Raw genomic sequence first — 14422 nt, 5'->3', positions numbered from 1 at the left:
GTTTATCTGGATAGTAAGGCGCGGCGGATACAAAAGTGAGGATTTTTGACAACCTCGTGGTGAAGAGGTCATGATTTTGATAACGCTTCCTTATAGCCCGTTGCTACAATGATTTCATGAAGTGAGATCATTAACCGGAACGAATATACTCGGATTACGGGAGGAATTGTGCATGTCGTTTAAAGTGGCATTTATCGGGGCAGGCAGTATCGGCTTTACACGGGGGTTGCTGCGGGATTTACTAGCGGTACCGGAGTTTAACAATATTGAGGTTGCTTTCTGCGATATCAATCAGCACAATCTGGACATGGTTACCGAGCTGTGTCAGCGCGATATCCGCGAGAATGGACTGAATATTCAGATTCAGCCAACAACGGACCGGAGAGAAGCGCTCAAGGACGCGAAGTATGTACTGTGTACAATCCGTGTGGGTGGGTTGGAGGCTTTTGCAACCGATGTGGATATTCCGCTCAAATATGGGGTGGATCAATGTGTAGGGGATACATTGTGTGCAGGTGGAATTATGTATGGACAGCGCGGAATTGCCGAAATGCTCGACATCTGCAAAGATATTCGCAAGCAAAGCGCACCGGATGTGCTGCTCCTCAATTATTCCAATCCGATGGCCATGCTGACATGGGCCTGCAACAAGTACGGCGGTGTGCGTACGATCGGACTATGTCACGGCGTACAGCATGGGCATCACCAGATTGCGGATGCGTTTGGACTCAAAATGAATGAAGTGGATATTGTGTGTGCCGGAATTAATCATCAGACCTGGTACATCAAGGCGTCCCATGAAGGCAAAGACCTTACAGGCGATTTGCTTGAAGCCTTCGAGAAACATCCAGAGTACAGCCGCACCGAGAAAGTGCGGATCGATATGCTGCGCCGATTTGGTTATTACAGTACGGAATCGAATGGTCATCTTAGTGAATATGTGCCTTGGTACCGCAAACGTCCGGAAGAGATCATGGACTGGATCGACCTGGGCAACTGGATTAATGGCGAGACAGGCGGGTATTTACGCGTATGTACAGAGGGCAGAAATTGGTTTGAGACCGACTTCCCGAACTGGATGAAGGATGAGCCGATGCAATTTGTTGCAGAAAAACGCGGCGGAGAACATGGTTCCTACATTATAGAAGGGTTGGAGACGGGGCGCGTATACCGCGGACATTTCAATACCGTTAATAATGGTGTGATTTCCAACCTGCCGGATGATGCCATCATCGAAGCACCGGGGTATGTGGACCGCAACGGCATTTCGATGCCACATGTAGGTGATCTGCCGCTCGGTCCGGCTGCCGTGTGTAACGTAAGCATTTCCGTACAACGGCTTGCGGTTGAGGCTGCTGTACATGGTGACGACAAACTATTGCGTCAGGCGTTCATGATGGACCCACTCGTGGGTGCAGTATGTAATCCAAAAGAAATCTGGCAAATGGTCGACGAAATGCTGGTCGCTCAAGCCGAGTGGTTACCGCAATATGGTGATGCCATTGCCGCGGCAGAAGCAAGACTCGCTGCGGGCAACCTGATTCCAACGAAGGAATATGAAGGTGCTGCACGTCTCAAAGTGAAAACCGTTGAAGAAATGCAGCAGGATCGCGATGCTGCTAACAAAAATGCGGGTGAATCAGATAAAGGGAAAGATCGCGAGAAAGTGCAGCAATAGATAAAGGCAGGATGTACAACAACGGAATATAAATGGGAATATGATCGAAAGAAATAATAAATAAGAAATAACGAATCAGAAATATAAACAGTAAACAGGGCCCTCTCCGGTAGTGGAGGGGCCCTGTTTGGTTTTATTTTTTCTCCACAACACGAACTACAAACGCAAAAGAAGTATCTCCCAGGCTGATCTGCGAATCTTGAGGGGAAGACCAGCGGACAAATGCTCCGTAATAATATGTCCCTGGTTCCTTGGGAAGTTGGAAGGTCCCACCCGTTGAAGTAATGGGTTGGCTGCGGTTGTCCACATATTCAGAAATACTTATCTCATCCGGGGGGATATCTATGCCCATATCTATGGATACTTCCTCACCGGCAAGAACTGAGATCGGACTTTTGTCTTCAAAATTTAGGCTAGCGTAATCAACGCACGTTCCACTCCAACAATAACTGCCCTGTACAGAAGGAATGGAGATGCCGCTTTTGCTCTTAATAATTGGCGTAGGCAGTTTCTGAGGTAAGTTGGGCTCCGGTTCCTGAACCTGTTTTGATCCTATCTTGCCTTCCTTTGGATTAGTTGTTGGGGGCGAGGCAGTTCCGTTTGTACCGTTAATTGAAGTAGGATTACAGCCAGATAATATCAGCAAAATTGTAAGGAACAACAGTGAGAACAACGTTCCCATAGTATTGAAGATTTTTATTGTATCCACCTCCCTAATATCTTCCAGACGAGAAGTAAGAGAAAAATGTTGCTTATATAAATGAGTATTTACTACACGATACATATTACATTTACAGACATAGTAATATGTATTATAGTATACCCAGGATTGAAGAAAGTCGGTGAATCTGGCAGATGGATGAGCAAGCTATTAACAGTGATCTAATTCGAGGCAACATTGACCCCATTATTCTGAGTGTACTTATACTGAAGGATAACTACGGCTATAGCATTATTAAGGAAATTTATCGCAAGAGTGGAGAACGGTTTGAATTAAAGGAACCGACGCTATATTCCAGTCTGAAAAGGCTGGAGAAGAGTGGATATGTGGAATCCTACTGGGGGGAAGAGACCCAGGGAGGACGACGCAAATATTACCGGATTACAACGCAGGGCCAGGAAGCTTATACACAGCAAGTTCAAGCTTGGCACGCAGCCAAAACATTGATTGACTGCATGATTATTTCCGGGGAAAAGGGAGATGAAGGGATATGACATTAGAAGCTCGCATTACCCGCCATGTGAATCGTCTTTTCGATCGCGCGCAGGATACGTTAGCCAATCGGGAGTTAAAAGAAGAGATTCACAGCAATCTTGCTGCACGAATCGAAGATTATTTGGAGCAGGGAATGGACGAAGAGCAGGCTTTTCAGACCGCTATTCTGCATGCAGCTGGTATAGATCAGATCATGAGTGACCATCGCAGGGTACAGCGTGTTCCTTATTGGACTGCGGTGTTGCAGTCTGCCTTGATCTATTGTCTTATCGCCTGGATCATTACGATTCCAATGAGAGTCATGATCCAAGGTGCAACCATTAACAACTTGCTCATGCTTATGAGTGTGATTGTGGGTGGAATGTATGTATTTTATATGTTGAAAAATAAAAATACATCGGCTGATCCAGAGGACATCACCGTAATTCGAACACCTGTGTTATGGCAATGGACGCGCAGAGTGTGGTGGTTATGGGCAGGGCTCATCGTTGTGCTGTGGGGAACACAGGCTGCGCTGCGATTTGGAAGCAACATCTGGTATAGTCGTCCGATTCAGATAGAAGGACCCTATCAATTTACGGTAATCGCGATTGCTTTTGCCATACCTTTGCTAAGTATTATTATTCCTTTAATCGTGCAGAGGGCGTATCGGATTGTGGGCAAGTATGAGGTCGGTGATGTCATATGAGTGGAAAGAACAAATGGATTATTGCACTGGTCATTCTCGGTATTTGTGGTGTAATTGTAGTTGAGGGTGTCGTTAATCCGAGAATAGAGGCCAAGCAGACACAGTATGAGGCGGAGCAGCAAGATCCGTTAACCCATGATTTTGCGGCATTAGCGAAATATCGCAGTGCTTATATGGGAGACTTCTCCAATCTCAGCCATTTAAATCAGGCCTTGCCTCTAAGCGACCAGTTGAATGGGTATCAGTTGTATCCAGAGACATTTACGGCTCAGATTAAATACAGGATGAACGCCAGTGATATGAAGCCCGAAGAGTTGGAACAAATCCTTGTATATAATGCTGCTGCCAATTTTGTATGGATTGATAATTTGGAGCATGTGCTTTATTCATTTGAGGATGTTCAATATACTTTGAGCCGTGAAGCCGCCCGGCAATGGGCTGGAACGGAACTGAAGACTCTCCAGGAACCGGATAAGTGGGATGCATCGGTGCGTAAGAAGCTGGTGGAACCGGCGCAAGTGAAAGAAGCTTTTTCACAAATTGTTGACAATTGACCGGAATAGATATGAATGAACTTGGCAACATGCTCGACTCTTCTCCCATGCTATGTTATTATAAGACTCTGATAACGTGGTAACGAACTAAAGCGTTTGGGGTTTGGTTATAGACATGGAGGGGTTAGAGAGATGAGAAAACAAGCGATATTTCTATTATTGATCAGCATATGCATGATTGTTGTGGCGGGCTGTTCCAGCTCGGGAAGCAAGGATGATAATGCCATTATCGTGGGGATAGATGATAAATTTGCTCCAATGGGCTTCCGGGATGACAAGAATGAAATTGTAGGTTTCGATATTGATTACGCAAGAGCAGCAGCAGAGAAAATGGGGAAAGAAATTACGTTCCAGCCGATTGACTGGTCTTCCAAAGAATCGGAGCTGAACAGCGGCCGCATCGACCTGATCTGGAACGGGTACACGATTACGGATGAGCGGAAAGATAAAGTGCTGTTCACGAAGCCGTATCTGGAGAACAGTCAGGTTGCAGTTACACTGGCGGACTCACCGATTACGAAGCTGGATGAACTGGATGGCAAAAATGTAGGATTGCAGGCGCTGTCCTCGGCGGCAGATGCACTGGCGGCAAGTCCGCTGAAGGATAAAGTGAATGCGTCCGAGTTCCCGGACAATGTACTTGCGCTGACCGATCTCAAAACCAAACGTCTGGATGCAGTCATCATTGACGAAGTGGTCGCGAGATATTACATGTCCAAGGAAGAGGGCACATTCAAACTGTTAGATGAATCCCTTGCTCCGGAACAATACGGCATTGGTGTGAAAAAAGGCAATGAAGAACTGCTGAACCAGCTGCAAAAGGCATTGGATGAGCTGAATGCCGATGGAACAGCAGCCGAGATTTCCACCAAATGGTTTGGTGAAGATGAAGTTTTGAAATAGGATCAGGCCATTTGCCTGACATATGTAGTAAACAACATGACCCCGGATTCCAAAAAGGAGCAAGTCTCCTGCGGAATTCGGGGTTAACAGATTAGAGGAGCCGATTGCGATGAGCTGGGAGTATTTACTGGGCGTTATGAAGCCCATGCTTGAAGGGGCACAGACCACAATCTTTTTATTTTTGCTGGCAATTATAGTGTCTGTACCACTTGGATTTGGAGTAACCTTATTGATGAAAAGCCGGTTCAAGCCACTGGCGTGGATCGCTCATACGTACGTCTATGTGATGCGGGGAACGCCGCTGATGCTTCAGCTGTTGTTCTTCTGCTTCGGTCTGCCGCTGCTTCCAGGCGTAGGGGAGTATCTTGTATTTGACCGCTTCACGGCGGCAGCACTGGCCTTTATTTTGAATTATGGTGCGTACTTTGCCGAGATTTTCAGAGGTGGATTGCTTTCCATTGATAAAGGACAACATGAAGCTGCACAGGTACTGGGCTTAAGCAAATGGCAGACGATGACGAAAGTCATCATCCCACAGATGATCCGGGTTGTGCTACCTGCGACGGCGAATGAATCGATTACGTTAATCAAAGATACGGCGTTGCTGTATGCTGTGGCTGTACCTGAGCTGCTGCATTACGCACAGGCCGCGGTAAACCGTGATTTCCGTCTGACACCGTTCCTGATTGCCGGTATTATTTATTTGTTGCTGACCATGGTACTCACTTTGTTCTTCAAGGCACTGGAGAAACGTTATACATTTGAGTAAACGCGCACGGAACAGAAGTTTACGAAGTTATCTAATCTCATCAATTAAAGGACTGTCTGCATATGACACATATTATAGAAGTGAATCAATTAAGAAAATCATTCGGTACACTTGATGTGCTGAAGCAGGTATCATTCAACGTGGAGCCGGGTGAAGTGATCGCCGTGATCGGACCTTCGGGTTCGGGTAAAAGTACGATGCTACGCAGCCTGATTCATCTCGAGGATATTTCGGGTGGCACCATTCGCATTCAAGGCCAGACGCTGGCTGAGAACGGAACATATGCGGGCGGCGCGGATATACGGAAGATTACGGATCGCATGGGCATGGTCTTTCAGCATTTCAACCTGTTTCCACATCTGACGGTACAGGCGAATTTGGAACTGGCACCGAAGACGTTGAAAAAAGAAAGCTCGGCAATCATCCGGCAGCGCAGTCTGGAATTGCTCGGTAAAGTAGGGCTGTCCGACAAGGCGGATGCCTATCCTGCCAACCTGTCCGGCGGACAGAAACAGCGCGTAGCCATTGCTCGCGCACTGATGATGCAGCCGGATATTCTGCTGTTCGACGAGCCGACATCTGCACTTGATCCCGAACTGACGGGGGAAGTGCTGCGTGTCATCAAGCAGCTGGCGCAGGAGAATATGACGATGATGATCGTCACCCATGAGATGAGCTTCGCCCGCGATGTCGCGGATCGCGTCTTCTTCATGGATAACGGCGAAATTGCCGAGGCGGGACCTCCGGAGCAGATCTTTGGCAATGCCAAGCTGGAACGTACTCGCACGTTTTTGCAGCGGGTGGAAGTGGAAGGGTAGAGGATTGAACAGGAGTATGGGCAGGTGCGAATGCCAAGCTCCCATGAAACCCCCGGGAGATTCGCACCTCGGAATTTGTCGGAAATGTCATTTTGTGACCTTTTGGCAACAGATTACTTGAATATAATGGGTTTCGTATATTAAACTAAATATAGTAAATGACAATATGACCGAAAACACGTAATTAGTATATATACATATGCTGTTGTTACGTGTTTTTTTCGCTGTCGCACTCCGTATGGAATGCGTGGATTGAAATTACTTCAGAGCAGTAGTCGATGATATTTCTGAAGATACAAGCAGACGTTGCATGTCCCCTCTGTCTACACAAATATGCCCGTTCAGGTCTTTGTTATTATAAACACAATAATAAATATATAAAATTTATTACATATGGATATATTTGACATTATTTATAAGTATGTGTATGATTATTTCATACCAAATAAAGGAGTTGTTTGAATTATGAGGATGTTGAAAAACAAATTTTCTATCATTATGTTGGTGTCAGCAATGTTTTTTAGTTTAGTTGGTAGTACCTACGCTCAAGCTCAAAACTCTGTAGATGCGAATGGTATGACAAAAGAAGAAGTATTAGTTGCTAATCTGCTTATTGAGCATTTAAAAGTCGATGAAAAAACAGGGTTATTTTATTTCGTTGATGAAGCTCAGTTAAAGGAAACTATACTCAATCAAGCGCCTAATACCAGTTATGAACAGATAAGAAAAGATATTGACCAGGTTAACGGCCTCATTGAAGAAAACCAAAAAGACGGTCCAATTATTCAACCCTATGGCGCCTGTTCAACTGCATTGAGTCTAATCGGATTATTTCACGGCGTTCAAATGAATGCAGCAATGCTGATTTTGGGTGTTGCAACCACGCCAGCACTGTTCGCAATTACGGCGATAACAGGGGCTATATGGGTTGGAGGCTCCTTATTATGCCCATAGGGGGATAATTGATGAAAACATTCTTGGATCGTTATATAATTTCAACTAATTTCTTGTTATTACTAATAATACTTTCGCTGGCATACACACAATTTTACAGTAGTAATGTTTTACTGTATTTTTTCCTTGCAACTGTAACCAGTGCATCTACTTTTTTTGTTGAATTTCTATTTAACAAAGCAAATTATGAAAGAAAAATAAAAGCCAAAAGAATGGCCGTTTACATCATGCCCTTTAATATTATTATTTTTGCTGTAGCAACTTATTTTTTACAAGTTTGAAATCAGAGTTCGCTCGTTTCAATAACACTGCACTCCTTTATAAGAAATAGCTATACTTTTATGGCTTCAGGTTGTGGAGAAACCCCCTGTTTTTTTGAGGGGGTTTAAAATTTCCTTTTATTTCCTGAAAATAGGTAGATCGTTTAAAAACGTTGATTTGGTTCAAGATCATCTAGGTGCAGGAGACGAAGACAGCGATATTGATTTCTATTATTGGAGAGTTTAATGAAGGCCGAGTCAGTGAATTTATGAAAACTACAGCTATGGCTATCTCAAGATCAATTAAGAGACGTATCCGTCAAACAGCCAAACGCCTTCGGGCGAACGGACGAAAGAGAACTCATATGCGATATTTCCTTCCGAACCTTTTGTCGTGATGTATTTGGCTATGAACAGCATGAAGTGGTCCGAATCCTTCAGCTTAAACGTCATGTTTAGAGTTTCTCTTAAATTGTTTCTGAGCTCCTCGCTATGTACGTTCTCTTGAATTTGAGCGATCTGTTCCTGAAGGCGAGCGTTATCTTCACGTAATTCCTTGATGGTATGCATATTTTCCTGATTAAGTTCCATCGACTTCAAAGCTTCGACAGACTTATCCGATCCACTGCAGCCTGTCATCAAAAAAGTAACCGACAATAGTAAAGGTGCAAACTTATACATAATAAACCTCCTTATCCTTAAATTAGAATATCATAATTTTTGTGTTCATAGGTGCTCCGTGTTTCCGGTCAAATAAGTAAATATATTTAATAAAACCGGAATATTTACAAATAATGGCGCATATTTTCCCAGCTAATCAAGTATAATGAGACTACTTAATAAACAGGGAGGATTTACCTTTGGACCAACGTCAGCATGATGCAGATCGTTATTATAGCGATCCGCTTCCGCCACCACCTTATGTAGTACCCAAAACCAATGGCAAGTCTATCGCAGCGCTTGTCATGGGAATTTTGTCAATCATGATTCCATACTTGGGGTTTCTGATTGGAATTGTTGCTATCATATTTGCATCTATTTCTCTTAAAGAAATCAAGCTTCGCATGGAACAAGGAAGAGGACTCGCCATTGCCGGTCTTGTCTGTGGCATCATTGGCACGGCGATTTATGCAATTATCATTTTGCTCCTACTGGTTGCATTTGTCGCATTTTCTAGTGGCGAGATTTCTTCTACATATTAGGATCGAGGAATGAGGAAGGGCGATCTACATTTTTGTCTCTTCATAAAAAAGCAAGGCCGTGTATAAGCAAACACCCGCTGTTATTGAGGCGAGGGCGTTGCTTACAACAGGCCTTGCTTTTTATGTTTCCATCCTACACGTGAAGCACTGCTTCACTATTTAATTCCTCGCCTTCATTCGTACGATGCACCATGAAATACGTAAAGGTAGCCGCCAGACCAATCACGGCAAAGAGGCACAAAATTCCGATCTGATCCCAAGCCACACCGAACTGTCCACTCGAAATAACAGCTTTATACCCGGTTACCGAATAGGTCATCGGCAGCCATGGGTTGAAACCTTTCAGCCAGTTCGGAATGAGCTCCAACGGGAACGTACCTGCACTGGTGGTCAGTTGGAAGATTAACATGAGGATTGCCAGGAAGCGGCCGGGATTCTCCAACCAAGTAACCAGAGCCTGAATGATGTACATGAAGGTGAGGCTTGTAACGAAGCTGAATAAAAGGAACAAAGGCACGCTTTGAACTTCAAGGCCCAAGCCGGACAATACAAGCCAGGAGGCGAGCAGGGACTGCACGGCACTCATGATCGTGAACGTGAGTGTTCTGCTCACAAAACGATTCCAGCCAGTCGCATCGGTAACCGAGCTGCCGCGTGTGGGCACAACTAACGTTGCAATCAATGCCCCGACAAACAGCCCTAATGACAGGAAGTATGGCGAGAACCCTGTTCCATAGTTGGGCACTTCGTTATGTTTATGTTCATCCACCTGAACGGGCTCTGCGTACATCGTTACCAGTTCATCCGTCTTTTTCACACTGCCTGTTTGATCGGCGGCATCATTCAGTTTGGTGGCAAGCTCACCAGAGCCGTCGGTCAACTTGGCGATACCTTCTTTTAAATCTCCTGCGCCATTATCCAGCTTGCGGGAACCATCGGCAATGGTGGTGATTCCAGCTGAAAGTTGGTTCAACCCGTCAACCAGTTTCCCTGCACCTACGTTTAATTGACGGGAACCCTCTGAAAGTTTGGCTCCGCCAGCGGCAGCCTCAGACAATTTGGCGTTGAACTGCTGGAGGCCAGTCGCAAGCTGACCCTGTCCAGCGGACAACTGCGTTGCTCCTTCTAAAAGCTGCTGCTCACCCTGCACTAACTGGCTGCTGCCTTGATGCAGCTGCTGTTGTGCTGCTTGCAGGCTTTGGCTGCCTTCGAGCAATTGCTGTCCGCCTTGATATACTTGTTCGCTACCAGCGGCAACGGCCTTGCTTGCTGCCAGCAACTGCTGTACAGCCGGGTTAGCAGCTAACTCTGGACTGGCTTCAGCTAATTGGGCAAGACCTTGCGCAACGGCCTTGGCACCTTCACTTACTTTTCCACTGCCTCCGACTGTATTCTGCAATCCAACGGTCAGCTTGGCACTGCCTTCCTCGGCTGCTGCCAGTCCAGCGTCCAATTTTGCGGCTCCTTCCTGAGCGGATTGAATCCCAGCCTGCAATTGTTTGCCGCCAGCTTCAGCCTGTGCTGCTCCGTCACCGAGCTTCGTACCGGCTGCCGCCAATTGGGACAAACCATTGGAAAGGGAGCTGGCTCCCGTATGAAGCTCATCAATTCCCTGAGCCAAGGTGCTAGTGCCTTCTTTTAACGGGGCAATGCCTGTTTCGAGTTTGTCGGTTCCATCGGCCAGTTTGAATAGGTTCTCTTTCAACTTGGAGGCACCTTCATCCAGCTTGACCGCACCCTCGTTGATCTGACCTGCGCCATCTCCGGCATCTGCCAGACCGCTAGAGATTTTCTCCACCTGATCCAGCAACGTTTCGGTATAGGATTCCGTCACTTTGGCAGAGACTTTGGATTTGATCTGTTTGACCGCCGTCCCGCCAATCTGACCCGCGAGAAAGTTGTATCCTTCATTGGGTTCATAGATCAGCTCTGCCGGTTGGGGATGGTCATCCATTAGCGTGGTTGCTTTTGCAGAAAAGTCCTCTGGAATAACAATCGTCATATAATACGTGTTGTCTTCCATGCCTTGTTCGGCTTCTTCACGGGTCACAAATTGCCAGTTGAAGTCGTCACTTTTTTTCAATTCATCGACCAGATTCTGTCCGACTTCCAGCGATTTGTCATTGTAGGTTGCCCCCTGATCCGTGTTGACTACGGCGACAGGCAGTTCATTCATTTTGCCGTAAGGGTCCCAGAATGCATTGAGGAACAGGCCGCTATATAGCACCGGAATGAACAGCACCACGAGAATCGGAATAAATACTTTTGGTTTCTTGAAGGCGGACTTTAAGTCCTGCCCAAATACAGTAAATGATTTCATTATGTTCTCTCCCCATCATTACGCTACTATGTTGCTATATCTATCTCTTTCTCTAATTTATAAAAGGATTCAGCCTCACATCTTTCTTTATGTAGGGGATAATCCACTTTTGAGAAAGAGGCCCACGAAATCCTTGATCTGATCCTTGTGCAGTGAATGATGCGCTTTGTTCCAATCGGATGTTAAGGTGACATACAGCTTCAGCAGGACAAAAGACACCAGTCTGGGGTCGTCCTCGCGAATCTGCTGTAGTTCCATGGCACGTCTTACTTGGCGCTCTAAATATTCAAGAATTGCAGTCTCTACTTTTTGCAGGCCTTCTTTCGCCTGTGGCGTGCCGAACTCGTTCACCTCCTGAAACAGCTTGATCAATAGCTCATGTTCCTCCCTATACTCCAGCAAAGAGTCCATGCTTAGGTGCACGTTTTCCAGAAATGGTTTGTCGTCTTGAACAGTTTGTTCCGTAATCCGCTTCATATCAGCAATGATGGAGTGGAGGATCTCTCCGAACAGTTCTTCTTTGTTCTCGAAAAAAGTATAGATCGTACCTTTACCTACATTTGCAAGTCTGGCAACCTGCTCCATGGTCGTAGCCTTGTAACCAAATAACGCGAACGATTTCTCTGCTGAGTCCATCACCTGTTGCCTTCGATCGATTGTTTTCATAGCATATCCACCTCCTAGTCGTATGGAAAGATAAAAGATAACTGAGAATTGACTAAATTACTTATTTGGTCAATTGGTCGTTTATAACTGTAGCACTCGAACAGGCAGAGTGGATGTGATCTTTGTCATAATGTACATGGGGAGAGTGAGAAGGTTATTCAGGGGTAGCTGAATTAGCTCTTGCATTAAGTTGTAATTAAAGATATATTATTAATTAACTGATCAGTTAATTAACTAAATTTAAAGAGAGGGGAATTACATTTGGCAAGACCCATCAATGAAGAAAAAAGGCTGGAGCGTCGTAAAGAGATTCTAAAAGAAGCGGTTGTCCTGTTCGCAGAAAGTGGATATTCCAATACCACAACGGCTATCATTGCGAAAAGTGCGGGAGTGACTTCTGGAACCATTTTTCAATATTTCCCTAGCAAAGAAGCTTTATTCTATGCCGCTGTTCTTGAGCCGCTTGCTGATATTCAGAGGAAATCAATTGCTTGTCTACAACAAGAGGGAACGCCGGGCGCATTGATAAAGAACATGGTGAAAGAACAATTCAACCATATCTACTTCTATACCAATGAATTGCGGCTTGCCCAATCTGTCTTAGGACAACGAGAAAGATTCCCTGAACTTACACAGGAGGTCCTTGAGAGTATTAAGGTAATGACAGATGAAATCGAAGGTGTCTATGCCAAGGGACAATTAATGGGAGAGTTCAACAAAAGCTTTTCTCCAGCAATGATTTCTCGTGCCTATATCTCTTTCTTAAATGGAGTTGCCTTAACTCTTGGAGAAAGTATTGTTCATCATCCCGAGTGGGAAAATCTGAAGGCGCATGCCTTTTATTTGTTCGGACCCATATCACCTATAGAAAAACTGGAGGAGTCTGAATGAGTCAAACATCATTAGAGCCCAATCAGAACGTTCGTGTGAAAAAACGGAACAAAATTTTATGGAGCCTGGGAATCGTGTTTTTGCTTGTGGTGGCTCTTGTGTTTTTTATATCGTTTAAAGTAGTAGACACCTTGTTGCACCATCCTAGAGACACGAATGTTAGCTACGAACTGAATATCGATAAAACTCCCTACGAAGAGGTCGAGTTCAAGAGTTTAAAAAATGATAATACGATTAGAGGTACCTTCTTTCCTGCACATACTGGTGTTAAATCAAGCGATAAGACGATTATTATCGTCCATGGATATACGAGCAATCGTTTAGTCAAAGGACGGACACCGAAGTTAGTAGAGCATTTTGTTCCAAAAGGCTACAATATATTAGCATTTGATCTCAGCTCGCAAGGTAAATCCGATGGTGATTTGATTACACTGGGCCTCAATGAAAAATACGATTTGCTGGGAGCCGTAGACTATTTAAAATCCAAGGATCATGCGGGTGATAACATTGGAGTGATCGGCTTTTCAATGGGCGCTGCTACTTCATTGCTGGCCGCGAGTGAAAGTGATGACATCCAAGCTGTAATCGCGGATAGTCCGTTTCGCAATGCCGGTCTATTTCTGAGAGAGGGTCTGCCTTTCTTTTCAGGTTTACCTGCGTTCCCATTCAGTTATACATCGACCTGGATGGCCAATTGGGTCTATAAGGTTGATCTTGATTCCGTATCTCCTATGGATGCGGTAAAAAAGATGCAAGACAAGCCAGTTATGCTCATCCATGGTACTGGAGATCAGCAAATTAGTTATAAAAATACAGAAGTGATTTATGAGTCCTTAAAAGATAATCCAAGCGCAGAAGTATGGTATCCGGAAAATACGGAGCACATCGATGCGATCAACCACTACCCCACTGAATATTTCCAAAGAGTAGATCGTTTTTTGGATGAGTATGTAGGAAAATAAATATAGTCCTAGAGAGCTGACTAGTAGAAGGGCTCTCTAACGAGGTGAAAAAACCATAATCTCAAGCATGTTCAGCCTATAGTGGGAAAAACCGCTATAGGCTGAATTTACATAAACTACATTTTTTTAGCCCGGAAGCGTTGAACACCAGGGCTGCTCTCACCTAAAGAAAACACAAGTGAACGAAAAGACAGTCCATTGTTGCTCTCTCACAGGAACGCTAAGATGAAGTTGTTAAAGCGTTTACATTACGTGGTGAAAGGGAGCTGAACTCGGATGCCAGAAATTTCAATCAGGCTGTATGAAGGCAGGACGGATGAGCAAAAGCAGGAGATCGTGGAGGTGTTCACTCGTGAGCTTTCACGTATTATCGATCGTGAGCCGGAGTACATTTCCGTTGAATTCAATGAAATCCCATGGGACGAGAATGTTCCTGATAATTTGAGAAGCATGCAATCACAGAAGCAGGGAGGGGAGAAAACGTGAAGCCGGCGGATATCGCGCCGCCAAGCCGGGGAACAGCCAGACTTAATTCGTCTGG

17 protein-coding genes are annotated in these 14422 nt (G+C 45.1%); 13 read left to right on the top strand and 4 right to left on the bottom strand.

The window, feature by feature from the left end; translation table 11 throughout:
• Positions 1-172 precede the first annotated feature (172 nt).
• Positions 173-1678: an alpha-glucosidase/alpha-galactosidase gene (melA, locus tag Q0V21_RS22515; RefSeq protein WP_079349902.1), complete on the top strand. Its 1506-nt coding sequence runs from the start codon at positions 173-175 to the stop codon at positions 1676-1678.
• A 133-nt stretch (positions 1679-1811) separates the two neighbouring features.
• Here melA and Q0V21_RS22510 read toward each other — a convergent pair whose 3' ends face one another.
• Positions 1812-2462 (bottom strand): hypothetical protein, encoded by a 651-nt coding sequence (locus Q0V21_RS22510; RefSeq protein ID WP_301880705.1) that lies wholly within the window; start codon positions 2460-2462, stop codon positions 1812-1814.
• A 71-nt stretch (positions 2463-2533) separates the two neighbouring features.
• On the opposite strand from Q0V21_RS22510, the gene Q0V21_RS22505 reads away from it, so the two are divergent.
• The 8 genes from Q0V21_RS22505 (at position 2534) to Q0V21_RS22470 (ending at position 7861) form a co-directional block, all read left to right on the top strand.
• Positions 2534-2893, top strand: coding sequence for a PadR family transcriptional regulator (locus tag Q0V21_RS22505; RefSeq protein WP_301244364.1), 360 nt, complete (start codon positions 2534-2536; stop codon positions 2891-2893).
• Positions 2890-3582, top strand: coding sequence for a permease prefix domain 1-containing protein (locus Q0V21_RS22500; RefSeq protein WP_301880704.1), 693 nt, complete (start codon positions 2890-2892; stop codon positions 3580-3582). The genes Q0V21_RS22505 and Q0V21_RS22500 overlap by 4 nt, the downstream gene beginning before the upstream one ends.
• Positions 3579-4136, top strand: coding sequence for a DUF4825 domain-containing protein (locus tag Q0V21_RS22495; protein ID WP_301880703.1), 558 nt, complete (start codon positions 3579-3581; stop codon positions 4134-4136). The genes Q0V21_RS22500 and Q0V21_RS22495 overlap by 4 nt, the downstream gene beginning before the upstream one ends.
• Before the next feature lie 132 nt (positions 4137-4268).
• A complete protein-coding gene (locus Q0V21_RS22490; RefSeq protein WP_024628860.1) occupies positions 4269-5039 on the top strand; it encodes an amino acid ABC transporter substrate-binding protein in 771 nt (256 codons plus the stop codon).
• 109 nt (positions 5040-5148) lie between these two features.
• Positions 5149-5808, top strand: a complete 660-nt coding sequence (locus Q0V21_RS22485) for an amino acid ABC transporter permease (RefSeq protein ID WP_113054586.1) — start codon at positions 5149-5151, stop codon at positions 5806-5808.
• Positions 5809-5870: 62 nt separating this feature from the next.
• Entirely contained in the window at positions 5871-6626 is a 756-nt protein-coding gene (locus tag Q0V21_RS22480; protein WP_301880701.1) for an amino acid ABC transporter ATP-binding protein, read from the top strand.
• Positions 6627-7091: 465 nt separating this feature from the next.
• The gene (locus tag Q0V21_RS22475) at positions 7092-7580 is read left to right on the top strand and encodes a hypothetical protein (RefSeq protein ID WP_024628857.1); all 489 of its coding nucleotides are present in this window, start codon (positions 7092-7094) and stop codon (positions 7578-7580) included.
• Positions 7581-7591: 11 nt separating this feature from the next.
• On the top strand, positions 7592-7861 hold the full coding sequence (locus tag Q0V21_RS22470; RefSeq protein ID WP_024628856.1) for a hypothetical protein: 270 nt from the start codon (positions 7592-7594) through the stop codon (positions 7859-7861).
• Positions 7862-8143: 282 nt separating this feature from the next.
• On the opposite strand, the gene Q0V21_RS22465 is transcribed toward Q0V21_RS22470, so the two are convergent.
• On the bottom strand, positions 8144-8521 hold the full coding sequence (locus Q0V21_RS22465; protein ID WP_079349895.1) for a hypothetical protein: 378 nt from the start codon (positions 8519-8521) through the stop codon (positions 8144-8146).
• 179 nt (positions 8522-8700) lie between these two features.
• Here Q0V21_RS22465 and Q0V21_RS22460 point away from each other — a divergent pair, with 179 nt between their 5' ends.
• Positions 8701-9042: a DUF4190 domain-containing protein gene (locus tag Q0V21_RS22460; protein WP_079349894.1), complete on the top strand. Its 342-nt coding sequence runs from the start codon at positions 8701-8703 to the stop codon at positions 9040-9042.
• Between the two features lie 133 nt (positions 9043-9175).
• On the opposite strand, the gene Q0V21_RS22455 is transcribed toward Q0V21_RS22460, so the two are convergent.
• Together Q0V21_RS22455 and Q0V21_RS22450 are read right to left on the bottom strand one after the other, a co-directional pair.
• Positions 9176-11362, bottom strand: coding sequence for a YhgE/Pip domain-containing protein (locus Q0V21_RS22455; RefSeq protein ID WP_301880699.1), 2187 nt, complete (start codon positions 11360-11362; stop codon positions 9176-9178).
• Between the two features lie 87 nt (positions 11363-11449).
• Positions 11450-12028: a TetR/AcrR family transcriptional regulator gene (locus Q0V21_RS22450; protein WP_079349892.1), complete on the bottom strand. Its 579-nt coding sequence runs from the start codon at positions 12026-12028 to the stop codon at positions 11450-11452.
• Between the two features lie 261 nt (positions 12029-12289).
• Here Q0V21_RS22450 and Q0V21_RS22445 point away from each other — a divergent pair, with 261 nt between their 5' ends.
• The 3 genes from Q0V21_RS22445 to Q0V21_RS22435 all read left to right on the top strand — a co-directional run bounded on the left by Q0V21_RS22445 (position 12290) and on the right by Q0V21_RS22435 (position 14367).
• Complete coding sequence (locus Q0V21_RS22445; RefSeq protein ID WP_301880698.1) at positions 12290-12919, top strand: TetR/AcrR family transcriptional regulator; 630 nt, start codon at positions 12290-12292, stop codon at positions 12917-12919.
• Positions 12916-13881, top strand: coding sequence for an alpha/beta hydrolase (locus tag Q0V21_RS22440; RefSeq protein WP_301880697.1), 966 nt, complete (start codon positions 12916-12918; stop codon positions 13879-13881). The genes Q0V21_RS22445 and Q0V21_RS22440 overlap by 4 nt, the downstream gene beginning before the upstream one ends.
• 276 nt (positions 13882-14157) lie before the next feature.
• The gene (locus Q0V21_RS22435) at positions 14158-14367 is read left to right on the top strand and encodes a tautomerase family protein (RefSeq protein ID WP_094939836.1); all 210 of its coding nucleotides are present in this window, start codon (positions 14158-14160) and stop codon (positions 14365-14367) included.
• Positions 14368-14422: the final 55 nt, after the last annotated feature.

This window comes from Paenibacillus sp. 11B (assembly GCF_030487755.1).
GTDB classification, from domain to species: domain Bacteria; phylum Bacillota; class Bacilli; order Paenibacillales; family Paenibacillaceae; genus Paenibacillus; species Paenibacillus vandeheii.
This window is presented reverse-complemented; position numbering and strand designations above follow the sequence as displayed.

Coding starts and splice junctions, on each gene's coding strand:
- Q0V21_RS22455 (WP_301880699.1), bottom strand. CDS start 11,362: ATGAAATCATTTACTGTATTTGGGCAGGACTTAAAGTCCGCCTTCAAG.
- Q0V21_RS22450 (WP_079349892.1), bottom strand. CDS start 12,028: ATGAAAACAATCGATCGAAGGCAACAGGTGATGGACTCAGCAGAGAAA.
- Q0V21_RS22465 (WP_079349895.1), bottom strand. CDS start 8,521: ATGTATAAGTTTGCACCTTTACTATTGTCGGTTACTTTTTTGATGACA.
- Q0V21_RS22490 (WP_024628860.1), top strand. CDS start 4,269: ATGAGAAAACAAGCGATATTTCTATTATTGATCAGCATATGCATGATT.
- Q0V21_RS22475 (WP_024628857.1), top strand. CDS start 7,092: ATGAGGATGTTGAAAAACAAATTTTCTATCATTATGTTGGTGTCAGCA.
- Q0V21_RS22495 (WP_301880703.1), top strand. CDS start 3,579: ATGAGTGGAAAGAACAAATGGATTATTGCACTGGTCATTCTCGGTATT.
- Q0V21_RS22500 (WP_301880704.1), top strand. CDS start 2,890: ATGACATTAGAAGCTCGCATTACCCGCCATGTGAATCGTCTTTTCGAT.
- Q0V21_RS22485 (WP_113054586.1), top strand. CDS start 5,149: ATGAGCTGGGAGTATTTACTGGGCGTTATGAAGCCCATGCTTGAAGGG.
- Q0V21_RS22510 (WP_301880705.1), bottom strand. CDS start 2,462: ATGTATCGTGTAGTAAATACTCATTTATATAAGCAACATTTTTCTCTT.
- Q0V21_RS22435 (WP_094939836.1), top strand. CDS start 14,158: ATGCCAGAAATTTCAATCAGGCTGTATGAAGGCAGGACGGATGAGCAA.
- Q0V21_RS22505 (WP_301244364.1), top strand. CDS start 2,534: ATGGATGAGCAAGCTATTAACAGTGATCTAATTCGAGGCAACATTGAC.
- Q0V21_RS22470 (WP_024628856.1), top strand. CDS start 7,592: ATGAAAACATTCTTGGATCGTTATATAATTTCAACTAATTTCTTGTTA.
- Q0V21_RS22480 (WP_301880701.1), top strand. CDS start 5,871: ATGACACATATTATAGAAGTGAATCAATTAAGAAAATCATTCGGTACA.
- melA (WP_079349902.1), top strand. CDS start 173: ATGTCGTTTAAAGTGGCATTTATCGGGGCAGGCAGTATCGGCTTTACA.
- Q0V21_RS22440 (WP_301880697.1), top strand. CDS start 12,916: ATGAGTCAAACATCATTAGAGCCCAATCAGAACGTTCGTGTGAAAAAA.